The organism is Paenibacillus sp. UNC451MF (assembly GCF_000686845.1).
Lineage (GTDB): Bacteria > Bacillota > Bacilli > Paenibacillales > NBRC-103111 > Paenibacillus_S.
The window spans coordinates 17426-43371 of sequence record NZ_JMLS01000020.1 but is presented as its reverse complement, the minus strand read 5'-3'; the positions used below and the strand labels follow the sequence as shown (position 1 = coordinate 43371).

Here is a 25946-nt window from a genome sequence, read left to right as displayed (position 1 = left end):
CAAGGAGAGAGAATAATGAAGAAAACGTCCCTTCTATCCGCAATAGCAGGCGCCATCTTGCTGACAAGCTTGTTCCCTGTGACAACTCATGCGACTCCTGTCAGCGCAACCATCAACATCAATACTAGCGCCACAACGACGTACAACCCGGATTTTCGCGGCTTGAACAACGAACCTGAACGTACCGCCATCCGGATCAACGATGCGAATGTCATCAACGCGGCAAACAATTATGGACGAATCGGTTTTCTCAGGTGGCCTGGAGGCACGCCTACCAACAGCTATTCCTGGAAGCTCGGATCTACGGATACTGAATACAACGGGCAGGCGATGAAAGAAGCGGGTCGCTATTACCCTCAGTTGTATGCGAGGCGCTATCAGCTCACCAAAGGCGGCGAGCGCATCTCCGATTACGTGGACTTTCTGCAACAAACGGGAGCCAAAGCGGTCATTATGGTGAACGTCCTGCAGTATAATCCGGAGCAGTCGCGAGACCTAGCGAAATATTTGTACGATAATCATGTGCCCGTGCTTTACTTCGAATTAGGGAACGAAATTTCGTACTACACGACGGGCATCGGCAGTCAACAAGCGGCATTCAAGTCCGCCATCGACTATTTGAACAGAGCCAAGACGTTCAACGACATTATCAAATCGGAGTATCCAAGCGCCAAAACCGTCATTTCTATGAGCAACAATCAAGTGGCTGGCTTCGACAACGAAGTCTACAGCTACCCGAACAAATATTGGGATGCGATTACAACGCACAGGTTCAAAGGCGACGGCACCACTACAAGCGCTGCGATGACGAACGCCAACGGGTACTTGGACAACTGGAACACGCTGATTGATGCCAATTACGGGATCAATTTGCCAGGCACTCCCCTATTTATCGGCGAACACGGCGTCGCGCTGGGTGGGGAGCTGTACAACTCGCAGTACCACGGCATTTACGTAAGCGAGTCGATTCTTCGCCTGGTGACGAATTCTAGCATCCCGTACTTGGCGGGTTACACCTTTACGAACGGCTTATTCACCCCTGGCACGAGTAACAAGATGCTGCTCGAGGACGCCTATCAAAGAGGAACCACCGTGGACACATCGACTTTAAATTTCGATCCGTATTACGGCGCGCCTGCCGCTTCGCTGAAGGTCATCGACGGCGCTATCAATCAAGGTACGGTCGCCTGGGGCACATCGGTCACGGGTGGCAGCACCGTCAGTAAGACAGGCGGCACGATGCCGGCGTTGTTCGCGCAAGCGTTCAGAGGTGATAATGGCAAAAATTATGTCGTCCTTACGAATAAATCGGCTGACGAGCATGAAGTGACCGTTCGAATGAACGGCAGCAACGTGGCCTCCGAGCTCACCAAGACGTACACGACTGCAACTGATCCGCTAGCGAGAAACAGAGGAGCCAACTTGATTGATGTGACGGTTCAATCCGGATCGACGAGCAATCCTATACTCGTACCTCCTTACAGTGTCATGAGGGTGGAATGGACGCGTACTAGCAGCCCCGATGCGCCCCGCCCCCCTGTGCTGATGATGACGGCCGCAGGCAATCAATCGGTAACGCTGAAGTGGCAGCCGAGCTTGAACGCGACCGGGTACAAAGTGAAGTACGGCACCTCTTCCGGCAGTTATACGACGACGGTGGACGCGGGCAATAACCTAACTCGAACGATAACCGGTCTTACGAACAACAGTACGTATTATTTTACGATGACGGCATACAACGCCACTGGAGAGAGCTTGGTTTCTAACGAAACGTCTGCGACGCTATCCGCTCCAGTGGCCCCGGAAACCAGACGCGCTTTCGGGGAAACGATCGGCAACATCGGCGTCGAGTGGAAAAGCGTGCCGGGGGCAACAGGTTACAAGGTCAAATATGGAACTACTTCGGGTACTTATACGAACACGATCGATGTCGGCAACAACCTTGGAAAGTTAATCAGAGGTTTGACGGTAGGCACGACGTATTATTTCGCAGTTACAGCGTACAACGGAAGAGGAGAAAGCGGCCCTTCGTCGGAAATGACAGCTACAGCGCCAAGCTTTCTGCCGCTCGCTCCGCACGATGCCGCGATCACGAGCGAGACATCCAATTCATCCGTTGGGAACCAACCCGCACAGAAACGTATCGTAAGTATTTTGAAGACGGCACATCAAGCGGTTGGACGCCCGAACAAGGAACCTGGTCCGTCGTATCCGACAGCGTCCGGAACGCAGGCTTCTATCAATCGCCTCTCGCAGGCATGGGCGTGACGATATTCGACTCCATCGTGACCAACGATTATGAAGTAGAAACAATGGCCGAAAAAGTCGAGTCAGATTCCAGCAAAACGGTGTTTGCTTATGGTCTCGTGGCGAGGTATGCGAACAATTCCAACTACTATAAGTTCGTTTACAATATTAACGAAGACAAGTTTAAAATCGTCAAACTCCAGAACAACACGGAGACCGTGCTCGCTTCCATTACCCGGACCCAATTGCTGGAGAACAAGAACGTGCCTGGGATGGATCTAAATAATTTATTGATGTACTTCAGAGTCGAAGGAAGCACGCTCATAGGCTCAGTCAACCAGTTTGGACCGATTTTGACCGCAACGGATAGTACATTTTCAAGCGGCAAATTCGGCTTGTACTCTCTAAACGAAAAGGTGAACTTCAACTGGGTGCGAAATTACCGTAACAACGCGGACAGCTACACGGTTTACCGTAGTACGGGGCCTACAGCGAACTTCACCGTCTTGCAAAGCGGCATTACGGGCACTACTTTTACCGACAAAACACCGACTCCCGGTGTAACGTATTATTACTACCTAAGGGCTGTGAACAGCAACGGAACCAGCTATCACCATTCCAACACCTTGCGTAAAAACTAAGCGGATGTAGCATGGGGGTGTTTGAGATAGCTCGCATGAATGAACTACACACTACCTAAAAGGTGGAGCTGTCAAATAGCGTGAATCGTTATGTGAAAATTAAAAAACTGAAGCCTCACGGGGCTACAGTTTTTTTGTTTTATATGATATATTATTCCAGCCTTTGCGCTTTGCTCATTTCCACACACATGAGAATAAAGGCTCCTGCGCCGTGCAGATCATTTTCGCTGGTAGGGCGGGCAATATAGTGGGCGTAGTCACCGATGCCTGTGCCGATGCAGATGTTGCCAATGACCGCATGGCCGTTCTCATCGAAATTTAATGTGTCAATGACGCCTTGATAGCCCTTCCAGGCATATTCCAGATACTTCGCATCCAGATAGCCGAAGCGCACGGCCTTCGCTATGGCGTGAACGTACAGGGACGTACAGGAATTTTCCAGCCAGTTGTCCGGCTGATCTCCTTTGTCGACCACCTGGTACCATAAACCGGTTTCGGCATCCTGGAAATTAGGCAAAGCGATCAACAGGTCCTGAAGAATGTTTATCAGCTTCGGCTTATCCTTATGATCCTCAGGCAAGTATTCAAACATTTCCAGCAGGGCGACAGGGAACCAGCCGATCGCACGACCCCAGAACTCTGGAGCGAGGCCCGTTACGGGGTCAGCCCATTTCGCCTGCTTGGTTTCATCCCAACCGTGATACAGCAAGCCGGTCTTCGGATCCTTCGTATGCTTCTCCATCAGAATCGCCTGGTAAGCCATCATGTCGAAGTACTCGCTTTCACCGAAGGTCTTGCCATACATAACGGCAATCGGCCCGGCCATATACAACAAGTCCAGCCACATTTGATTCGGATAACGATCCTTATGCCAGAACCCGCCCGATGGGTTCGTTTTCCATGTTTTAAATAGGGGTACTAGCGTATGAAGGGCTTTGGTATACCGCTCGTCTCCTGTTTGCTCATATAGGTTAAAAAGGAGCACGCCCGGTTGAATATCATCGAATTCACCGGGGTTATACTTCTTGATGCTGCCATCCTCGAGAACCTGGCTGTCCACCCAGCGTTTGATATAATCGTAATATTTATTGATTTTGGTCTCACGCCAGGTTTTCTCCATGCCGGACAAAAAGACCCCCTGATGATAATGGAACCTGTCCGGCGGAAGGTTTTCCGGCTCGAACTTGTACATCAATGCTTCACATGCCTTCTCCGCCCATTGAATGGGAGTTAGTTCTGCCTGCATTGTTTTCTGGGAATTTGTTTCTGAAGAATTCATCGTACTTATCCTCCTTTATGTATTCTACACCTATACTATCACAACAATATGTACATTATTTGCGAAAAAACATGATTTCTTCTTATTTCTTGCGCTTGATATTAGGTGTATAATGAGGCAGACAAGCGGTGTAAAGGCGGTGTTCAGGTTGGGAAGTCTTTATTACGGTAACGACGAAGGGACCTTCTTGGTATCCCACCGGAAGGCACTTAGTCACCATATGCCGACCAATCATTTTCATAGCACGTATGAATTTTATTATCTGATGTCCGGCCAACGGGAATTTTTTATCAAAGACCGGACAATGGTGTTAAACGGGGGAGATATCATCATCATCTCGCCTAATATCCTGCATCGGACTACAAACGCTGAAATGCCGAAGCATGAGCGGCTCATCGTAAATATTCATGAAAATTATATGACCTCGGTAAATGAATCCTATAGGGAAATTCTCCAGCCTCTGTTTGAGAGGGATTACATTATCGTGAAAGGCTCCGAGCTTGACCGGCCCTCTGTGGAGGCGCTGGCGCATGCCATCATACAGGAGGTGCAGGAACGAAAGCCGGGCTTCGAGATGTATGCGCAGACCTTAATACTGCAGCTTCTTATTACCTGCTGCCGGCACATGAAACAAAAAAGCCCGGAACCGTTGGAATTTCCCAGCATCAAGCATGAAAGAATCTCAGAAATCGTTTGTTATATTAACAACCATTATATGGAGAAACTGTCGCTTGACCTGCTGGCGGAGAAATTTTACGTCAGTCCCTACCATGTAAGCCGTTTTTTTAAAGAAGCGACAGGCTTTACCTTCGTGGAGTATTTGAACAGCGTAAGAATAAAGGAAGCGAAAAAGCTACTGGTACGGTCCTCCATGAAGGTCAATCTGATTTCCCAAAAAGTAGGATTCGGCAGTGTGACGCATTTCGGCAGAGTGTTCAAGTTTGTCACCGGACACCAGCCGTTGTATTACAGAAAGAGCAAATAAAAGTTGTGTCAGAGTGCGTGTCAAATTCTTGAGCTCCGAGTTGGGCCTCGATTCCGAAGAGGAAGGCAAGAGCCTGCATCTTCACGCTTGATGACGAAGTATATACCAGAAGTGAACTTAATGAGTTCTGGGCTTTTCGTCGCATGCGTGTGAAGGACAGTCTTGTTGTGTTGTTTTATTTTAGCGATGAAGGGTTCGCTCCAACATAGGCAACGATATTCAAAACGGAATTTCCCGACTGAAATGCCTGAGGGGGCAATTGTCCTCCAGCTTTTACATTTAAGTGATCTATATCAACCGTCGTGCCGTCTCTTTTCACTTTCATACTCTCGGTATATTTGAGGATTTTTTGCCCCCGTTTTGCTCTGAAACCATATCTCCCATTACGGTACTAATATCTGAAGTGGTTAAGCCAGAATAGATAAAGATCCAAATGGAATGATTAGAACTATAGTTCAAAAAAAGTGGTAGCACCAGACTCTAATAAGTCCTATGCTGCCACTGCACTTTTTTTGACAAGATACATCTAGATTTAAGACTTATTCAAGCTTTTAGGAAAGGATCAGCGTTTACTCCCAACGATACCGAAACAGACCCGAGCGATCTGCACCAACACACAAGACCAAACTATTAAACAAAATCAATGGTTACTTCCCGCTTTAGTAAGGATGATCGTATAATACCATCAATAATGGCTTGATTCCGTACAATTTGCTCGCCAGGTATAGGCGCCGGCTTGCCTTCTATTACGGCATGAACGAAATCACGAACTTTTTCGTGAAACAAATTTTTATTATGATCTATTAGCGGAATTTGACTCTCAGTATGATGACCTCTTACATCATGGTAATAGGAAATGGCACCTACGCTCCCATCAAATACACCACTCCATGGTCCTTTACCGGCAGGCATAACTTTCAGCCCACCCTCTGTCCCCAAGAATAAAGTTGGACCCAGAGTATCCATATGCATAGCCCATGATATTTTAAAATTCAGTACGAGATCATTTTCAAAACGAATCATGGCAACACCGAAATCCTCTACATCGAAACGGCTTGATTCCTTGTGATAGCGTGGATTTGTTCCAAAATAATTACTGCTACTTGCGGAAACTGTAATCGGTTTAGGATAACCCATCGCATTCAGTGCCATATCGAGGGAATAGCAGCCGATATCTGCAATCGCACCTGCCCCAGCAATATCCTTGGAAATAAATGTTCCCCCAGGCATGCCTCTTCTCCGACCTCCGCCAGTTTCAATATAATATACCTTTCCGAGCTGACCAGATTGTACAATATCCTGAATAATTCTCATATTCGGATCATATCTGGGTTGAAAACCTATATTGAGCATGAAGCCAGTTTGCTTCGCAGTTTGGGCCATTTCTATGGCTTCATTTAAAGTAACAGACATCGGCTTTTCCAACATGACGTTCTTACCAGCCTTCAAAGCATCGATAGTGGTTTGATAATGGGCTACATTCGGTGTGCAGATGCTTACGCAATCTAACTCTAATTCCAATAACCTCCTATAGTCATCAAAAGGTTGTGCTGATGGAATATTCCAGAAGTCAATAAACTGTTTAGCCTTCCCAGGTACTACATCCGCAACCGCAACTATTTCTACATTGGTTAGTTCTTGATATGCTTTCACATGCGAGCCAGCAATCCCCCCGCTGCCAATAATACCGATCTTCAATATTCTGCTCATGACGTTTACCTCATCTCTATAAGATAATAATAAAGTAGCATAAGCCCTGAGTTAATATTAGTTCAACATTCAGACAAACTCATTCATAAATTACGACATTTTGTAAACGAAACAAATAAAACAATTAGCAAGTAGTGAAAAAGGATAAAAATTAGTCAAGTTGCGTAAAACGCTTATACATATACACAAAATCAGAATTTTGTGTATATGTATTAACGAAATAAGCCCTTTTAGGGGCTCTTTGACTAATCATTTGTCTAACGACACAAATCTCCCTACATTAATGACACAAATCCCCCTACATTTAAGGCGATTGTTGTCGGATGACAAGTGCTATGGGTTCAATCTCGTAACAATTCCAGTTAGGTTCTTATTTTCGAATTCACCGAAGCTGGCCTTAAGCGTACTAACTAGTGATGCCCGCAATCGGCTAAATAACTCTTCTTGTCCTTCTTCGGTCAGTTCTGGCTCCACTCGTAAGCTTATTAGGCTTCATGGATAGTATCCTCCTCGAAACAATAGCACGCTCCAGTAATCGAAACCGGTAGGATCGCTGTTACGTGTGATTCTTCTGCATTACCACGATTAGTAAGAGCCTAGAACGTTATTTTATTTCTCGTTCTTGTCATATTCCGTTAATGGAGCCAACTGCTTTTCATAGGATATCCCTAACGAACCGCCCCCCTTGTAATAACTCCATTTCGATTCTAATTCACGTTCATGTAATTAGGTGAATTAGGGATCTTGGGGCGTAATGAAAGCGTACAGTTCGCTTCCCAACGACTTTAAGCACAGGTAGGATTGCAGCGGAAATTCCTGATGGATCAATTGTTGGTTGTATGAGCGGTATCGAGATCATTGCCTAACCTTGACAATCTAGCGGAACAGTGAAATGTATCGATTTCAACAATAAGCAAGATATTCAGGAAGCAGATCAGGATGAATTTCTTAAAAAACGAAAGACTCACACCGACTTTATCGTGATTAGGGAAATAGTTGATGTAAGTCTTACTTAATATTCAGAATATCCTTGTTATAGAACAATGCCGTCGTCCCCATGTAGAAAGGCAGCGCAACCAGCTTTCCATCACGAAATCCTTTTAACGCATCCAGGGCTACAGGCTCGAAGGTGGATAAATCGACGCCGCTTTGCTTAATTCTATCATCGATTTCCAGCGGAATTCCGAGGTCGCTCAAGTTGGGGATAAAGTAAAATCCCGTTAACAAAATATCCGGAACCGCTCCTGCAGCAATACGGTCGGTAATTTCATTAACTTGGGGGACTCTTTCGCTGCGCTCTAAAGTCACATTGGGATATTTCAGCCCTCTTCGCAGCTTAAGCTAACCTACCACTTCAATCCAGGAAATCGCGCCTCCAACTCCTCAACCAACTACTGCGACGCGCTCAATAGATCGGAAATCGTAATCAACTACGGCGTATTGCAGATCGTTTCGTCAGACTGCCCCTCCTCCAACACTTGCCAGCCCGTTTCGGATCAGACTTAAATCCCGGTATGTCTGCTCCAGCTTCTCAATGACGACGCCGATAAAGGATTCATATTTGTTCATCATGACCTTTCACCTAGATACACAATAACCTCAATCGAACTTAACGACTCGTTTGGATAGAGATGTAAGAGAATTTATCGCAATGAATGCACCATGGTTCCAAATAATCGTTTATCTTAACTTTTCAAAATGAAAAAAGAAAATGCCTCAGGGACCTATACAAGATGTTTCAGCGAGGCTGAACAGTTGGTCAACGCTAAATCTTATGATCTGACTAATGTTCCAACGCACAATCAAGCTAATATGTCCCATTGATATTCATGCACTTCGAAACGGGTAGGCGCGCCCTGTTCTTTGCGCAATATGTCGGCGACGATTTCTCCCATCAGCGCCAGACGGCCATCCACGGTATCTCCTGCCACATGTGGCGTCAATAGTACGTTGTCCAACTCGCGAAGCGGCGATTCTTTCGATGGACCCTTGATAAATACATCGAGAGCGGCATAAAACCGGCCGGTCTGCAATTCCGAGAACAGAACTTGCTCGTCCAGTACTTCTCCACGCGAGGAATTAATGAGTATAGCGCCATCTTTAATACGGCGAATCAGTTCCGCATGCACAAGATTGTCCGTCGCCGGAATGGAAGGCGCGTGAATGGAAATGATCGGGCAATCCACCACCTCTTCCAAGGATGCACGACGCACCCCCAGCTCCTCTGCTCTTTGCTCGCTCAAGTATGGATCGTAGACCAAAATGTCCACTTGAAAAGGCTTCAACAGCTGAATAAACGCTCTTCCGGTCGAGCTCGCCGATACGATGCCTACTTTCTTTCCGAATAATTCGTTGCCTCTGACATGGTTCAGTTTCCAACCGCCTTTGCGAAAGTTCGCTTCGTATTGCGGGAACTTCCTTAACAAGGTCATCAATGCGGCAAGGCAATATTCTCCTACACTCCAAGCAATGCGGGGAGCTGCGGAATAAATGGATATCCCTTGGGCAAAAGCTTGCTTCGGAATACGCTTTTTGATCGTACCGGCAGCATGTCCGATATAGCGGAGCTTAGGAGCCCGTGCCAACATCTCCTCCGTAATTATTGGCGATCCCCAGCTTGTAAGGATCACTTCCGCATCGGTCATCATTTCCATCAACTGCTCCTGCGTATACTCCTCATCCGTCTCATTCCAGACCAGGTTGAACTGCTCCTCTATCCATTGCTTGCAGTCCGGGGAGCAAACCAGATTCAACTGGCGCTTTGATGGCAGAACATACGCTTTCATCTTCATTAACGAACATCTCCCTTAAACTCTGTGTAGTCTTGTAAAAACCGGTTGTACAGGTCATGCGGCAATTCCAAAAGATCGTTCGTCGATTGCATATGCTCGCGCAAGTGCTTCAGCATCCGTTCAATGCGCTCGCGATATGCTTCATCTTGAAATGCGAGATTGTCCATCTCTTGCGAATCGCTAATTACGTTGTACAGCTCGATATACGTCTCATTTTTAAACATATCGACGATCAGCTTGTAATCACCTTCAACGATGCAGCGACCAAAATTGCCTCTTCCTCCGTTGCCGTCGTATTGAATAAAGATGTTGTCACGGCCTTCCGAACTTCCATTAATTACTGGCATTAGGGATCGTCCGGACATTGGAGACTTCGGCTTGATCTGCATATAATCACATATCGTCGACAGCACATCGATGCTGCTGACCAACGAGCTGCTTGAAACTATCGCAGGTTTGAAATGAGCCGGAAACTTCATATATAATGGTGTATGAACCGATTCCTCGTACATACACATTTTTTGCCATAATCCGTGCGAGCCCAGCATCTCTCCGTGATCACTTGTAAATATAATGAGGCTGTTGTCGTATAAATCCTGACGCTTTAATTCGTCAATAATCTGGCCCACACAATGATCAAGCAGCGATACCAAGCCCATATACACTTTCCATATTTGTCTCCACTCTTCCCTCGTATAACGTGTACCGATCGCACCGGTCAAATTATATAGTTGCAGCGGCGACTGATTCCCGCACCACTTCCCGACATTGTCAGGCAAATCGACTTTATCGACCAAGTTATACCATGGGTCGGGAATATCCAAGGGAGGATGAGGCGCGTGGAACATCGCATTGAGCAGAAACGGCTTGGAACGGTCCCGTTGTCGAATCGCTTCCACGGAGTCTTTGGCAATAAACTCGTCGATAAAGAACTCCTCGCCTTCTTCATAACGGCCAGTCGTAGGTATCGAATACGACTGGGGACGCGTTATCGTCCCATAGGCCATCTCCGGCACAATCCCCCGATAATTCGGTCCACCGGGCCTTTTTTTATTGTTCTCCTTCAAAAACACTTCATATCGGCCCTCGAGCTTTCTCCAGTTCGTCTTGCTGTCAGGAGATTTATCCAGGGGGGGCTTCATCTGAAGATGCTGCTTCCCCGTATGCCAACTGTCCCAAGTATGCTCCATAAGTCCGTATAGATGGTCGAATTCCGGCTTTACCTTAGAATACACTTCCTCACCTCGATTGATGAGACAGCCGTTTTCGTTAGGATACATTCCGGTAAAGAACGCGCCTCGTGCGGGTACGCAAATGGGAGAAGCGCAATAAGCTCTTTCAAATACGACGCTGTCTTGTTTTATCCGATTAATGTTCGGGGTATGGACGCCGATAGCATCCAGCCTCAATTGATCCGCCATGATAATGATGAGATTCGGGTGCTCGTTTCCCATATCCAATCGCCTCCAATATAAGTTGAGCCAAAGTTTTTCTCCGTATTATCGCTGCGAGATCAGATCATTCCTCCGATCGCTGTTGTCCCCGAATCTCTTGAATTCATACCGCTGCAGCGGTTAAAATTCGGGGACAAAGGTGTAAAGGTGAACGCTAACGCTTCTCCAGAACGACCTGCTCTTTCCGTGAGATGGTTTTTCTTTGGTTCAACTTAAATAGCTTCCTTTACAATTATGTAAGTGCAATGGTTCTTTGTTCTAACCGTGACTGATCGGCCCCAAATCCGATCAAGTGCCCGTGAAGCGATTTCTCCAGAGATGTAGATGAAATCGATGGCGCAGCCCCGTACATTACTTTGACGAAATCGGCGACAAGCAGCAAGTCACCTCCGCCATGCATGTCACTCTTTACGCCAAGCTCAATCTTTTGCTCGGAATAGACGCTGCCTTTGCGGGCATCAGGACGTCGAATGACATACGTTCCTTCCTCCATCTCTCCCTGAATTTCGCCTTTAGTCCCGATAATATGGATCGTACGACCCGGCTTTGAGGAGCCTCCTGTCATTACATGCGTTCCAACACTACCATCTGCAAACTCGACGATGACGGTTTGATGATCGACCACGTCGTTATCGCAATGCCACACACAGCGGCCGTACGGGCTGTCATTGCGCAGCGACTCCTCCAATTCCTCATCCGTCATCACGACACCCAGATGTGTGTTGTAGTTAACATAAGCTCTCCATTTTCGCTGTTCAATATAGTTTTTCCGCGCGGAGTAAGGACAAGATTGTTCAATCGCGCAATCGACCAGACACCGTTTGCCTGCACCTTCAGGCGCATTCTCAGGACGGAATTGCAGCAAACCTCCGAAGCTGCTTACTTTCACCGGCCGGACATCACCCTTCATCCAAGCCACTACGTCCAAATCATGGCAGCTTTTAGCCATAAGCATGGAAGACCCGCCTTTATCGAGACGCCCCCATTTTCCTCTAACATAAGCCATCCCCATATGGTGATAAGTGACGTTCTCCTCTGTAGTTATGCTGATAATATCGCCAATCGCCCCGTCAATGATTTGTTGACGAATCGATGAGTAGAATGGCGCATAACGCAGCACGTGACAAATCATTACTTTTCTGCCATAGCGCTCTGCTTCCTCATGCAGATGTAACACTTCATCTGCACTGACACCAATCGGCTTCTCCAACATCATGTCGTATCCGGCTTTCAACAAAGGAATCGAAGTCGAAACGTGCAAATGGTCCATCGTGCCGTTAATGACGGCATCCGCCATCTTAGGCTTGCTTACAAATTCCTCGATATCAGAAAAACAGCATTCTTCCGAAAATTCAAATCTCTCTCTAGTTAGCGCTCTACGTTCCGCGTCTGGATCAACAACTCCGACAATTTTCATTTCCTCGGGATGCTGCTTGGCGTATGAAGCGTAAATCAGGCTGCGGTGACCGGCACCTACGATGACAACTGTAACAGGTTTCTTCACTGACGATTGGCTGCTCATTCTCATTTCCTCCAGTATAAATTTTAAGTAGATTCGGATGCTGCGTTCTTGACCTTATGCAATCATTAAAAGTAAAAATCCTGTCTGCATCGTCTTGCTAGCACACATCCTAATGTTCTATAATACCTTTAAATTATCACGTACTCTACGGAAAACGAATGTCCGAATTATCGCATTACTTGTAAATATGTGTGATTTTACTACAGTTCACAAGTAGGCGCGTCTCCTGTTCAAAACAGTCATTCATGATTCTGCTTACAAAAATTACGAAAAGGCATTTGTCAACGGTTTCCTTGAAACGATGTTTTATTACATTCAGTCCAACGACTTTCACAAAACTGACGATTCGTCCGAGCTGCTGGCGAAACTTGTCATGGAAAAGGTATATGGGCGTAATGGAAGAGCGATCACGATTAACGAGCTGGCCGATGAGCTATCGTATACTCGCAGCCATTTATCGAAGAAATTTAAAGAGATAAACGGAGAAAGCCTAAAATCGTATATCGATCAAATCCGGGTTCAAAAAATAGAGGAAATGCTTCGTTACAAAGAACAAAGCATTTCCGAAATTGCCGCCGATCTCGGGTTAAACGGTATATTTTCATTCTCTAAATTTTTCAAAAAGCATACCGGCGAAAGCCCGCGCCAATTCAATAAAAAGTTTGCATCGTGGCGCACCTCCATAGACGAATTCTGCCGGTACCGGGGTCAGCTTTGCATCGCGTGCAGCAGCCGGCTTCACCGATTTGTTATAGTACAGGGCGTTTGTATTTTTTCCTTTCAGCTTCCCAAAATCTCGACCGTACGCCTTCTTCACTTCTTCATTGTTCAATACCGTTGTCTTACCTGCTTTACTTGCTGCCAGCTGCATTTCTTGCGACAAGACGAATTCAATTACCTTGAATGCATCTTCCTTGTATTTGCTGGAGTTCATGGTATAGTAAAATCTTGGATTCAGCTGCGCATTGATGCTTCTCGCTTCAGTCATGGTCGGCAGAGAAACCATATCCCAATTGACGAAGTCGGACGGGAAGCTATCCATGGCCGCGGTCACATCCGCATGCATAGCCGAGATGCTGCTTGCGTCAGAGGAAACTATTATTTTGCTTTTTCAGCTTGAATAGCTTTGTTGAGCGCTTCCTCAAAATCACGCAATGACGTATTGATGTCTTTCGCACCTTTGATGAACTGAATGAATTCTTTGTTTGCAATGGGCGATGCCGGAATTGCCGTCAACTTAGCATCGCGTGCGGCAGCCGGTTTCACCGGTTTGTTGAAGTACAGGGCGCCTATATTTTTTTCTTTTAGCTTGTCAAACTCTTGACCGTACGCCTTCTTCACTTCTTCATTGTTTAATACCGTTGACTTGCCGGCTTTACTTGCTGCCAGCTGCATCTCTTGCGACAGAACGAATTCGATTACCTTGAATGCATCTTCCTTATGTTTGCTGGAGCTCATGATGTAGTAAAACCTTGGATTCAGCTGAGCATTGAGCCCTTTCGCTTCGGTCATCGTCGGCAGTGTAACCATATCCCAATTGACGAAGTCGGATGGGAAGCTATCGATGGCCGCCGTCACATCCGCGTGCATAGCCGAGATCCGCTCCTTGGTAAAGTCATTCACTTCTTTAACCCTGCTCCGATCATCCAATGGATTGTTCAGAGGAATCTGATAAAACTTACCAAGCGTCGTAAAAATGGAACGCCATTCCGGAGTGTTAACCGCCGCCTTATCTTCCTTAGGGTGAAGATAAGGTGCGGCGAGCTGATTATTGTCAAGCAAATACTGAAAGTTCATGGTCATTCCCTTATACTGCACACCGTCGACTTCCTTCGTCAGTTTGCGGGACAATTCATATGCATCGTCCCATGTCATACCGTCCTTGGGATAAGGAACACCGAATTTATCAAAAACTTCTTTGTTGTAGAACAATACCGGAGTAAACGTAGTTACAGGAAGTCCGAAATACGTACCGCCGTAACCTTGCGAAGCGGTGCGTATGATGTCCAAATATGCCGGGTCGATCCGGTTCAGATCGAAGCCTGATTTTTTGATCAAATCGGATAGATCGAATTGCATATTCAAATTCACAAGATTGGTATCTAACGCAGATAATCCCTGATAGTACAAATCTGGACTTTGACCTGCAAGAACAAGCTCCTTTAAGTCTTTGCCCCCTTGAAACTCAAACGAAATGTACGGATACTTGGCCTTTACCTTGTCAGCGATTTCTCTTTTAAATCTGTCTTCGTAATCTTTGTCTCCCGTATAAAATTTCAGTGTTATAGGCTGCTGTTGTTTATTCGTATTTCCTTCACCATTAGGAGCGGAACTGCAGCCAGCAAGCATGGCCACCGACAAAACGAGCGCAGATACGGTATTGATCTTTCTTTTCATCTCTAAATCCCCCAGGTTATTTTTTATTTCTATAGACTATAGCCTATATTAGAAAACGTTTTCATATATTCGTTAATTTATTGAATGTTTACCTTCATTTGGATTCCTGATTGAGATTAGACGCCAACGAAGTCCAACCTCTATTCATTTTCCCTAGTACTTGCTTACACGACGCCTACATTCTCTCCTTTAAAATTGGTATCATTCCAGGCACGGATGAAATTGCTACGGATGTTGAACCGGCCGGCCATGCCGCCACCTTCAAAGCACGCAGCTTCGACTCCTTGCTCCCCGTCAGTTTTATAGTTCGCGACGGAGCTCAGGCTCCACATAAAGCCGACATCGTGGTGAAGCTCCTCATATTGTCGATACACTTGTCCATCTTGCTCTCGCAAGCTTCGGCTAACCGCTTCAGCTCCTCATTGTTTGTCTCGTGGTACATAAGCCAAAACTAATATTCATTGTTATTTGCATCCATCTTCCAACTCGAAAAATGGCATCTTGCCTCATGCTCTGTTGTTATTTAATAACAGCTGCTTTCAGCTTCTCCGTTATTTCTTTATCCGCCAGCTCCTCTGCCTCGCGAAGCGCAGTATTAATATCCATATCCTGATCTATCACCTTGTTAAATGCCGGGACGATCTGGCGTTTCGCAATTTCCTTGTATTCTGAAGGTGGCGTACTCGGCGCAGGGGAGCTTTTCAGAATAGCATCCATATTTTTACCTTTCAGTGTGTTCAGGCTGCTACCGAACGCATCGAGTACTTTTTTGTTTTTAAGGCTTGTCAGCCTTCCTTCACGAGTCATTGCAGTCTGGACCTCCTCATTGGCGGTGAGCAAAGATACGACCTTGAAAGCCTCGTCCTTATGTTTAGTTTTTGACGATACGGCAAGCGCATGAAGGTCGATTTCCCACGACTTTCCCGGTGCTTCCTTAAATTGTGGCACGGTAACCATATCCCAATTCATCGGATTCCCTTTGTTGTGCTGTTCTTCAATGCTGCCAACTACCGCACCGTACGCCACCATCATAGCCAAATTGCGGTTTTTAATGAATGCGTCGACGAGTGGGAGTGGGGTACTACTCTTGTTGCCTGGAATCGTCTTGAAAGCTTTGTACACTTCAAAAGCACGCTTCCAGCCATCCGTGGCGAAGACCGCTTTATTGGTGTCATAATTAATGAATGGCAACGACATTTGGGCACCATACCTTTCTACGGTAAGCGAGTCAAAGCCCATGATGTCTTCCGTCGGCCGTGTCATCTTTTTGGCTAATTCAATCGTATCCTCCCACGTCATACTGTCTTTCGGATAGGGAATGCCGAACTTATCGAAAATATCCTTATTGTAGTACAAGACGCTGAAATTAATTGAAAATGGGAGCGCGTACATTTTTTCTTTGCCCGAAATAAGCTTGATTGCGTCCAGTGCATGTGGATCATATTGACTGCTGTCGAGCTTCTCGGATCGAATTTTGTCCGACAAATCGAGAGGTACCTCAAGCTGTATCAGATTGGTAAGTGCCGTACCAGCTGAGGTAAAGATAATATCGGGCACAGCCCCCGACATTATCAATTGCTCAATTGCCGAACCTTTACCGTTGCGAACAAGCTCCAAGGTGATGTTGGGATATTTTTCCTCAACCGGCTTAACCATCAGTTTCTGAAATTCTTCATCGCTTAGGGTACCGCTGTGTTGTAATACCTTCAGCACGATCGGCTGGCTCGAAGCTAATCCTTCATTTGTGGGCTTTGCGATATTTTCCTGAGTCTCTCCTGCTATGGGTTCACATGCTGTCATAGACAATAAAATTGCTGCACATGTCGCAATACGAACGCTTCTTTTTTTCAAAAGTAACCCTCCTCGATTCCTGTTGCTTCACATTCCAATAGAGATACAACAGAAATACAACGCTCTATTTAACGATGCCTCCAGCGCGCTCAATTCGCTCCTTATACTTTGGTGAAACATGATACGGTTTACCCGCCTGACATACGAGCGCTCCGTTGTCCGTTAAGCCAGCATCACGCTCGGACAACACGGCAATCAGCTTCTCTCTCCAACCAATCAGTTCGGAAGAATAAGCTACGTTTGAAGCCAAATCTACACATTCGCCGGGATCTGAGGACAGATCAAACAACTGCTCTGTGCCAATCCGGGGAAACCATATATATTTCCATCTGCCGTCTGTTACATACTGCATTTCTTGCAGTTCGGAATAGCACGTACTATGCTCCCCATGTACAAACTCACGCCATGAGGTCGACCTTCCCTGCATAAGCGGAAGCATGCTTCGCCCATCCACAGTATCAGGAATATCAACCTTGGCCACGTCAAGGATGGTCGGCATAATATCCTGCAAGCATACAGGAGCAGCGCTTCGTTCAATCTGAGCGCTCTTCATTGATTTCGGCAGTTTTACGATGAGCGGAATATGAGTCGATCCTTCATAGGCATACGTTTTACGCCACATATGATGATCTCCCATCATATCTCCATGGTCCGAGGTGAACAAGATAAGCGTGTTGTCCAGCTGACCTTTTTTCTTCAAATACATCAGCAACCGGCCGATTTGCAGGTCAATATGATGGATATTGCCGTAATATCCAATTCGACCTCTTCGAATCTCCTCCTCGCTCCGTTTGCCTCGCCAAGCATCCGGAAATGCAGCGTCCTTCTTTACATCATGCATCGCGGACCATTCTCCGATATGCGGCTTTGGAATATCCTTTTTGTCATAGATGTCGTAGTAAAAAGCCGGCGCATCATACGGCGAATGCGGACGTGCAAACGACATTTTCAAGAAGAAGGGTTTGTTGGGGTCCCGGTTTTCCACAAAACGGATCGATTCGTTGACCGTCCAATTGGTCGGATGCAGAAACTCCGGCGCATGATAGGGACGAGCCATCCACGAATTCCAATCAATGCCATGATCCGTAAAGCCGTAATCCCCCGTTTTGTTGTGATCAAACCATCTTCTGTAATCGGAAATGAAGCCAGGATCTCCTTGTCTTGCCGATTCATCTATCACGGTATGATGGAAGCCGAACAAAGACCTTTGCGGATGAAAGTGCATTTTTCCAACACCCTGTGTGTGGTAGCCTGCTCTGGCCAATTGCTCGGGCAGCGTATTTTCAAGGTAGCTCATCGGTCCTTGGCCTTTGCCCATTCCAAGAATGCCAACATTCCACGGATCCATTCCGGTCATCAGACTAGCCCTCGCAGGGATGCAGGAAGGAGTACACGAGTAGGCGCTTTCAAACACGGTCCCTTCTGAAGCAATCCAGTCAAGGTTGGCCGTTTCTATCACCTTGTTCCCGTAACAGCCCAGCGTATCCCATCGTTGTTGATCTGTCATAATGAGAAGTACATTCGGTTTGTTTGACATTTTTTCCCTCCTTGCCACTAAAGTAATTTTCACAATTTCGGTCAAGCCAAAATATCCCACATATGTTCTTTCACTTCGAAACGGGTAGGCTCATTCCGTTCTTTGCGCAATATATCGGCAACGACCTCCTCCATCAGTGCGAGATGGCCCTCCACGGTATCTCCGGCCACATGAGGCGTCACCAGTACGTTGTCCAGCACGCGAAGCGGAGAGTCTTTCGATGGGTTATTTACAAATATATCAAGAGCGGCATAAAACCGGCCCGTCTGCAGCTCCGAGAACAGCGCTTCTTCATCAAGCACAGCACCGCGAGAAGAATTGATCAGAATAGCACCGTCCTTAATCCGACGAATAAGCTCTGCATTCACTAAATTATTTGTCGCCGGAATGGATGGAGCGTGAATGGAAATGATGGGACATTCCATCACCTCTTCCAACGAAGCACAACGGACCCCGAGCTCCTCCGCTCTTTGTTCGGTCAAGTACGGGTCGTACACCAATATATTCACTTGAAAAGGCTGCAACAACTGAATGAAAGATCTTCCTGTTGAGCTGGCCGATACAATGCCTACCGTCTTACCGAACAATTCATTGCCTCTGATATCATTAAGCTTCCATCCGCCCTTGCGAAAATTCGCTTCATATTGCGGCAGCTTTCTAAGCATAGTCATCAATGCGGAAAGGCAATATTCCCCTACGCCCCAGGCAAGACGGGGACCCGCGGAAAAAATGCTAATTCCTTGACTGAAAGCTTGCTTTGGAATCCGTTTTTTTATCGTACCTGCAGCGTGTCCGATATAACGCAGCTTCGGGGCCCGTGCCAGCATTTCCTCCGTAAAGTTTGGCGAACCCCAACTTGTAAGTATGACTTCCGCATCGGCTATCATTTCCATCAATTGGTCTTGCGTATATTCCTCATCCGTCTCATTCCAAACAGGTGCAAAATACTCTTCTAACCATTCTCTGCAAGTTGCGGAGCAAACCTTTTGCAAGTGAGGCTTAGATGGCAAAACATATGCTTTCATCTTCATTACTTGAGCATCTCCCTACTTTTCATTTATAAGCTGCAGCTTGCAGATGTAAAAAGAGCTCTTCTGCTTTTGCCATCTTGTAAGCGCTCGCCTCTTTGCTTTATAATACCTATAAATTACCACGGGCACTGTTAAAACCGAATGTCAGAATCACCGAACAATTTGTAAAAATGTGTGTTTCAATTTATCTACTCATAAGGGGGATGGCAATGAAATCCGAATTACTTTCCGTACACTTCGGCTCGCGAGCATACCAGTGCATCAAGCCGTTGCATAGTCATGAGCATTGGCAGCTAGAGATCGTTACTCAAGGCGTAATTCATTGTCAAATGCTCGATGAGCTGCTGTCTCTTGAGGCGGGAGATATGCTGCTGGTTCCTCCAGTGTGCGAGCATGGGTTTAGATACCATAAGCATGACGTTGCCTGGATTTCTTTAAAATTCGAATGTGAAATAGATGACTTTCCCCTGTGGGGTGGAATCATACATGGCAATCAGTTCACAAGCAGACTCATCACATCTTTCAAATTAGCCATTCACGATAGCGTATTTAAGCAGTACGAAAAAGTATTTGTTAACGGTTTTCTTGAAACGATGTTCCATTACATTCAGTCCGACGACTTCCATAGAACAGATGATCCATCTGAACTGTTAGTGAAGCTGATTACGGAGAAAATATCGATGCGCAACGGCAAAGCAATCACGGTTAACGAGCTTGCAGAAGAGCTGTCCTATACACGTAACCATTTATCGAAGAAGTTCAAGGATATTACCGGGGAAAATTTGAAATCTTATATCGATCAAATCCGAATTCAAAAAATAGAGGAATTGCTTCGCTACCGGGAGCTTACGATTTCCGAAATTGCCTCTGATCTCGGATTTAACGATCTCTATTCGTTATCAAAATTTTTCAAGAATCGTACAGGCGAAAGCCCGAGTCAATTTATTAAGAACTCGTCTTAGAAGCATCCCATGAAGTAATGATGATAAAAATATCAAAAATATCCCAGAACAAAAAACAGCTTTAGTCCGATGGAATTTCAGACTAAAGCTGTTTTTTGGATCAGAATTAATGACAAAAACAATGTGCAAGGACCGCTTAACTTAATTAGGTTCGATTGATAATAAACTGCTGAATTGGACTAATGATATTTTTAATGATCATGTTCCAATGAAACTTCTACATCCAAGGTATACCATGGACCAACTATGCTTGCCAATGGATTTGGAAGAGGACATTCCTCAAAATCACCTCGTTCGTGTCGTCAACGAAGCCGTGAATAAGCTTGACGACGCTATCTTTGACGCGGCTTATCCCGGAGGAGGACGAGACAGCTATCATCCGAAGATGCTCACCAAAGTCATCATCTACGCCTACTGAAGAAAGCTGCCTTATAAAACCCTTTAAATGCGGACAGAAACAGTTGAACTGTTTTGGAGCTTTTACTCGTCAAATACACGCTTTCATGCCCGTCTCTGCCTCGGATCTTACAGTGCATTTGATCTAACAAATACTGCCTGACGTTAACGGCTTTCTGGTTCGTCATCCCACCATACTTTTCTGTCCTTGTAGCAACTCTTGTACTTTAGCCAATAAAAGAACGGTTCCATGGTGTTTAAATAAGCGATTACGGAACTCTCACTAATCCTCTTGACCTGGTCACGGTAAAACTCTGTCAGAGGTATGAAGGCTTCCTTCGAATCGTCAAATACGATAAGGTGGTATTCGCTATTCACTCCCTCTGGACGGTATACATGAAAGAACGAAGCCATACCTCTTCTCCTCCCTACTTTATTTTCACAAAAAAAGTGGACACTACCGTTTCTACGAAACGGATGTCCACTTATAATGTGTAACAATATATGAAAATACAGTAGAATCAAAGGCTGGTCAACGAAACTTGTAATTTAATTTTATAATTGTATTTTATACATATGTCTAGAAATCGACTAGATTCCATGTCTCAATAGTGTCGGACGACACAAATATTATCCTATAAATGACACAAACATTGTCCCTTTATCTATGAAACTGGTCCATTTAGTTTAACAATTTCCCCAACGGATTAAGGTATTCTTGAATTTTTATTAATAAGGGAAGTCTGGACGAAGCGGGCACTATGATTGACGGCAATTATAGCTTGATACCCAAAGAGCTCCCGTTACCCAACAGTTGGCATGCATAGGTAAGGCGAAATCGATGAGTTTTGCTCCTCCATTAAAAATGGACAATGTTTGTGTTGCAAAGTGATAATAGGATCAAGTTTGTGTCGTCAAATCGCGACTAAACTTGATCCTATTAATTAAAAAATTCCTAGTTAATAAGAGTTTTATGAGACAATGTTTGTGTGTCTGACAAGCGTCGTCTTCTGTCTAATTGACGTGTAGGGTTTTCTCTATAAAAATTGCGAATCCTGTAGGGACAACAGCAAATAATTCTGCACAGAAAAAAACATTAGGAAACTGCTGCATATCGCTCTCTATCCTAATGCATTCTTTTACGTGTTCTTTATAAAACCCCAGTTAGTGGAAAAATCTATTGGACAAAAACCAAGTATGTGAAGCTGTTCTGTGTGCCGTCCTTCGCCGTCACCTTAATTGTAAGGAGTCCAGCTGAAGGATCACCCTTCGATAATTCGGCGAAACTAGTAGCGGTTACAGCAGCACCGTTGCTCACTTCCACTTCCAGCTTTTTTAGATCCATAGCCTTATCGTCGACCTCAAGAATACTTACTCCAAACTTGTTCGTTACCTCAAATTTGTTTTTATTTTTGTACGAGATGGATTCGATTGCCGCAGCATTCGAGCTCCCAGCGGTTTCTATCCAGATAGGGTTAGAGAACGCAAAGCCTGTGCCGGTGAGTGGGCCTATGCCCGAACTGTTCTCGTTGGCTTTCTCACTAAAAACCTCCATTCGGTAGAACTCCTTACCTGTCACAGGTAGGGTTACCGTCTTTATTAATGTATTCGTGAATAAGCCCGACAGGTCTTCCTCAAAGACGATCTCTCTTCTGGAGTAGTCGTCTATGCTGCCCGTGACCGGGTACTTGATCACGCGCACTCGGCTCAGATTGGAGTTCGGATCGAAAGCCTGAATATGAAGCTGAGCATTGCCGTCGCCTTCGATGTGCAGCGTCCCCCCCATATCAACACCGTCGATGTTGAACCTTAGCTCCGGGCCGTTGGAGCCAAAGTATGCTCCGGTTTTCAGCAACTGGAGTACATTGCCCGACGTGAGACTCTGCATCAGACCCTTGCTGTACGTATCGCCTACCTTATCCTTCGTATGGCCATCCGTATTGGCAAATCCGTAATATTTCGCATCGCCGCGGATGTTGATTTCGTCCCAGAACTTGAACGCCCTCTCATTGACGCCGTTGTCTAGCGCATGGAAGGTGCCGTTCCATACCTCGATACCGGTGAAGCCTCTCCAGCGGTACGGATCTTCTAACTTATACTTGTTATCAAACGGATGCGCGAAATAGAACAATCCGCCTTGATCTGTCACCCCATTGATGCTGTCCTGCCAACTGTATCCGGTTTCCGAATTGTTAATGTCATACCGAGGTACGGCCTCCAGCCCGTAAACCAGCGCGTGGCCTACACTTGTCGTAACCTCAGAGCCAGCAAGGCTTTGGAAACGGCCGCCATAGCTCTGTGTGACGTTATCCGCATCCTGCTTAAAAAGTAGATTATGCTCTACGTTCCATACCCAGGAAAGCAGCGATTTGTTATAGATGCTGTTAGCATTCTCGGCAGTAGAATGAACGCCGTCGCTATTTTTAGTGTGTGTATGGTTGTCACCCGCATAATATCCAACACCTTTTACGTCGAAGCTACCTTTTCTTGTTATGTTAAACTGGCTACCCGAGACATTGGCCTGCATGGCTGATCTTCCGCCTTCTAGCGCAGCCGCCTTGACCTTAATCTCAACCTGCGACTGTGCTTCCACGACAGGGATTATCACAGTGCCTTCATCAAGCAGATGCACAAAATATGGCGGCAGAACCTCAACCTGTAGTTGCTGTAGCGCTTCGTTTGTCACATTTTTTACAGTAATCGAAATATCAAACGGTGCTGCAACTGTGAGCTCCGAAGGCATGCTGATGCTTATGTCCGCGTACTTCTTCACCACGAAATCCACCAGGACCCTCCGTGTATCTGCAAGCTGCATACTCTTCCTCTCTACGGAAAACTCACCACTTACTGGAGTGAGTTCATAGCTACCCTTCCGAGCAAAAAGCTGGTATTTGCCTTGGCCGTTAGTAACTGTTCTCCCGTAGAAGTTTCCTTGACTGTCCGTTAACACTACCTCCATAAAGGTCACCGGTTCGCCTGTTTCGGTGGTTATAGTTCCTGTTACGCTCCCGTAATTCCCGGCTTCGCCGTGTTCACTGATGAACTTTGCCCAGAATTCGGCAGCGGCATATGGTTTATCGGCTGGGCCAGCGATATGCGGCAGATGGTAGAGCGTATAAGTCTTGCTCTGGCCATTAGGTATGGACGCATCAAACCAGGCTCCTATCCAGATCCCTTCGTGTATGACACTATTTGGCTGCTGATCCTCAGGCCAGATGATCGCATGCGCGGTTTTGCCTGTAAATGAATTGTTGATTCCACTGAACACGTAGTTCTCCGTCCAGCCGCTCTTAACCGCACTTTTTTCCTGGCTGTACACCCAGCTTTGACCAGGCAGGTAACTGTGCTGCTCCCCCGGCTGATCCGGGTCGACGATGTACCCGAAGCTGCCTTTGAAATCGGCTCCCGTCTGGTTATTCAACGTGATTTCCATTTGGATCAAGGGTGTGCCTTCAACGATAGAATACCGGACGGACGATTTCATCTTATCATTCTTGTCCCAGTCTCCAGCTGCGACGATGCTGTTATTCGTTCTACTTATTTGCGGAAGTTCCAGCTTATTCAACGGATGGAACCAAGACCATTCCATATACTTGCCGTTAGCCTCATCCTCCGGTGTCACACCAAGATCGTCGCTTAAGACAAATTCCGTGAAGTCCATGTTCTCTTGTTTATTCAGAGTAGGAACTGCATCCATGATATGACCGGGGGTCAATGTCCCCCACTTGCTGTTGCCCGACGCGTTATCGGTCCAGTCCTTCGGGTCCTTGCCGGCAGTCCTTACTGTACCTACGGTAAACTTGATGTCGGGGTTTTCCATGTAATAATAATCGTTGCTAACCCACCAGTCCCTGGAGGTCCCTTCATAGGTGAAACCCGGATCTCCATTAGTTACGCCGGTAACGTTTTCTTGGACTGGAGCCTCCATAGTAAAATCGATCTTTGTCTTGGGCTCTGTGAGCACGTCGGACAGATCCAGCTCAAAGCGGTCTATTCCGTTCGTTGCGCTAAGGCTGTAAACATTATCAGTTACCGTATACACACTGTACATTCCTCTGCTATCGGTGGTAGTGGCCGCGTAGGTACTTCCGGTTACAGTTTGGAATGTGATATCAACGCCGGGGGAAGGCTTGCCCTCGGCATCTGTTACGGTTCCTAATATAGTACCGATGGCTGCAGGGTCGATGTCGTTTCGAATTACATCCGCCCATAATTCCGCGGTCTTATAGGACTCATATGCCGGTGACGGGTTATGCGGAAGATGGTAGATGATAAGCTCTTTCGTCTCATTCGGGGCTAATTTCACCTGAAACCATGCTCCAGTGATATAACCTTCCGGAATAAGTGCCGAAGGCTGCTGGTTATTCGGCCACAGGATGGCATGAGCCGTATTTCCAGTGTACTTATCCTGTATTCCGTTGAAAATATAGTTCTTGTTCCAGCCCGAAGTGATAAATGCGCTAGCTTGACCGCCTCTCCATCCCCAGCCAGGAACATAGCTTTGCTGCTCCAACGACTCCTCCGGATCTATGATATAGGCCAAATGACCGGCGAAGGCGGCAGTCCCCTCATTGGTCAGCTTCACATTCATTTGAATTAAAGGGGAATTCTCTACGATAGAGTAGGTGACCTGTGATTTAATACTCGAATCTTTGTCCCAAGCACCTTTAGATACAATCGAATTGTCCGACACTTGAATGTCGGGCATGTTGAGCTTTTCCAGTGGATACCACCATGTGCGGGCTAAGTTCGTACTAAGCACAAACTCAGTATAATCTAGGTTATCCCGGCGGCTGAACTTAGGGGCGGCATCCATAATATGTCCCGGCGTTAAGGTTCCCCACTTGTTGTTTCCCGACATATTGTCGCTAAAGTCCACCGTATCCTTGGTAGCCAGATGGTTCGAGCCGATTGTCAACTTGATCTCGTTATTCTCAATGTAGTAATAATCTCTACCTTCGATCCAGTCCCTTGAGACAGGGCCATAAGTAAAACCCGGATCTTCGTTCGTGACTCCGGTCTTTATCTGATTTACCGCTGCATCGACTTGTTCCTTGGTGATCAGGCATGCTAGAACTATAAACAGGGTGAGTAACGTAGCAGTCGAAGCTCGCATTAACATTCGTCTGAGCATGAAGGTTC

At 46.2% G+C, this 25946-nt stretch carries 18 protein-coding genes and 2 pseudogenes; 6 read left to right on the top strand and 14 right to left on the bottom strand.

The genetic code is table 11. The annotated features are described in order from the left end of the window. Nucleotides 1-15: 15 nt before the first annotated feature. A complete protein-coding gene (locus BP97_RS0119965; RefSeq protein ID WP_028550695.1) occupies nt 16-2268 on the top strand; it encodes a fibronectin type III domain-containing protein in 2253 nt (750 codons plus the stop codon). Beyond that, entirely contained in the window at nt 2265-2888 is a 624-nt protein-coding gene (locus BP97_RS0119960; RefSeq protein ID WP_028550694.1) for a hypothetical protein, read from the top strand. Before BP97_RS0119965 ends, BP97_RS0119960 begins: the two co-directional genes overlap by 4 nt. 151 nt (nt 2889-3039) lie before the next feature. On the opposite strand, the gene BP97_RS0119955 is transcribed toward BP97_RS0119960, so the two are convergent. Then, nucleotides 3040-4167, bottom strand: a complete 1128-nt coding sequence (locus BP97_RS0119955) for a glycoside hydrolase family 88/105 protein (RefSeq protein WP_028550693.1) — start codon at nt 4165-4167, stop codon at nt 3040-3042. Between the two features lie 148 nt (nt 4168-4315). Between BP97_RS0119955 and BP97_RS0119950 the strand changes: the two genes are divergently transcribed. Further along, the gene (locus tag BP97_RS0119950; protein WP_028550692.1) at nt 4316-5152 is read left to right on the top strand and encodes an AraC family transcriptional regulator; all 837 of its coding nucleotides are present in this window, start codon (nt 4316-4318) and stop codon (nt 5150-5152) included. Nucleotides 5153-5782: 630 nt separating this feature from the next. Here the strand turns inward: BP97_RS0119950 and BP97_RS0119945 are convergent. The 5 genes from BP97_RS0119945 to BP97_RS0119920 all read right to left on the bottom strand — a co-directional run bounded on the left by BP97_RS0119945 (nt 5783) and on the right by BP97_RS0119920 (nt 12630). Beyond that, nucleotides 5783-6862, bottom strand: a complete 1080-nt coding sequence (locus tag BP97_RS0119945; protein ID WP_028550691.1) for a Gfo/Idh/MocA family protein — start codon at nt 6860-6862, stop codon at nt 5783-5785. Nucleotides 6863-7870: 1008 nt separating this feature from the next. After that, nucleotides 7871-8170, bottom strand: a complete 300-nt coding sequence (locus BP97_RS0119940; protein WP_028550690.1) for an extracellular solute-binding protein — start codon at nt 8168-8170, stop codon at nt 7871-7873. Between the two features lie 494 nt (nt 8171-8664). Beyond that, nucleotides 8665-9654 (bottom strand): hydroxyacid dehydrogenase, encoded by a 990-nt coding sequence (locus BP97_RS36905; RefSeq protein WP_051620785.1) that lies wholly within the window; start codon nt 9652-9654, stop codon nt 8665-8667. Continuing rightward, entirely contained in the window at nt 9654-11108 is a 1455-nt protein-coding gene (locus BP97_RS0119925) for a sulfatase family protein (RefSeq protein ID WP_036746217.1), read from the bottom strand. The genes BP97_RS36905 and BP97_RS0119925 overlap by 1 nt, the downstream gene beginning before the upstream one ends. Before the next feature lie 232 nt (nt 11109-11340). After that, nucleotides 11341-12630, bottom strand: a complete 1290-nt coding sequence (locus tag BP97_RS0119920; protein WP_028550688.1) for a Gfo/Idh/MocA family protein — start codon at nt 12628-12630, stop codon at nt 11341-11343. A gap of 301 nt (nt 12631-12931) precedes the next feature. Between BP97_RS0119920 and BP97_RS41735 the strand changes: the two are divergent. Next, nucleotides 12932-13228: pseudogene (locus BP97_RS41735) on the top strand (helix-turn-helix transcriptional regulator); the annotation flags it as partial. 3 nt (nt 13229-13231) lie between these two features. Here the strand turns inward: BP97_RS41735 and BP97_RS41115 are convergent. The 6 genes from BP97_RS41115 to BP97_RS36895 form a co-directional block, all read right to left on the bottom strand. Beyond that, nucleotides 13232-13696: a type 2 periplasmic-binding domain-containing protein gene (locus BP97_RS41115; RefSeq protein ID WP_028550687.1), complete on the bottom strand. Its 465-nt coding sequence runs from the start codon at nt 13694-13696 to the stop codon at nt 13232-13234. Nucleotides 13697-13728: 32 nt separating this feature from the next. Beyond that, entirely contained in the window at nt 13729-15027 is a 1299-nt protein-coding gene (locus BP97_RS0119910) for an ABC transporter substrate-binding protein (protein ID WP_028550686.1), read from the bottom strand. 164 nt (nt 15028-15191) lie between these two features. Next, the gene (locus BP97_RS0119905; RefSeq protein WP_028550685.1) at nt 15192-15422 is read right to left on the bottom strand and encodes a hypothetical protein; all 231 of its coding nucleotides are present in this window, start codon (nt 15420-15422) and stop codon (nt 15192-15194) included. Between the two features lie 124 nt (nt 15423-15546). Continuing rightward, nucleotides 15547-16878: an ABC transporter substrate-binding protein gene (locus BP97_RS0119900; RefSeq protein ID WP_028550684.1), complete on the bottom strand. Its 1332-nt coding sequence runs from the start codon at nt 16876-16878 to the stop codon at nt 15547-15549. A gap of 64 nt (nt 16879-16942) precedes the next feature. Next, a complete protein-coding gene (locus tag BP97_RS36900; protein ID WP_036746215.1) occupies nt 16943-18415 on the bottom strand; it encodes an arylsulfatase in 1473 nt (490 codons plus the stop codon). Nucleotides 18416-18456: 41 nt separating this feature from the next. Beyond that, nucleotides 18457-19446, bottom strand: a complete 990-nt coding sequence (locus BP97_RS36895; RefSeq protein WP_051620783.1) for a hydroxyacid dehydrogenase — start codon at nt 19444-19446, stop codon at nt 18457-18459. Between the two features lie 209 nt (nt 19447-19655). Between BP97_RS36895 and BP97_RS0119885 the strand changes: the two genes are divergently transcribed. Together BP97_RS0119885 and BP97_RS39775 are read left to right on the top strand one after the other, a co-directional pair. Next, entirely contained in the window at nt 19656-20408 is a 753-nt protein-coding gene (locus tag BP97_RS0119885) for a helix-turn-helix transcriptional regulator (protein WP_028550683.1), read from the top strand. Between the two features lie 208 nt (nt 20409-20616). Continuing rightward, nucleotides 20617-20823, top strand: a pseudogene (locus tag BP97_RS39775) (IS1182 family transposase); the annotation flags it as partial. A gap of 146 nt (nt 20824-20969) precedes the next feature. On the opposite strand, the gene BP97_RS41110 reads toward BP97_RS39775, so the two are convergent. Both BP97_RS41110 and BP97_RS0119870 read right to left on the bottom strand, forming a co-directional pair. Further along, on the bottom strand, nt 20970-21218 hold the full coding sequence (locus tag BP97_RS41110) for a hypothetical protein (protein WP_064745723.1): 249 nt from the start codon (nt 21216-21218) through the stop codon (nt 20970-20972). A gap of 763 nt (nt 21219-21981) precedes the next feature. Next, a complete protein-coding gene (locus tag BP97_RS0119870) occupies nt 21982-25938 on the bottom strand; it encodes a CehA/McbA family metallohydrolase (protein ID WP_197035501.1) in 3957 nt (1318 codons plus the stop codon). Between the last annotated feature and the right edge of the window lie 8 nt (nt 25939-25946).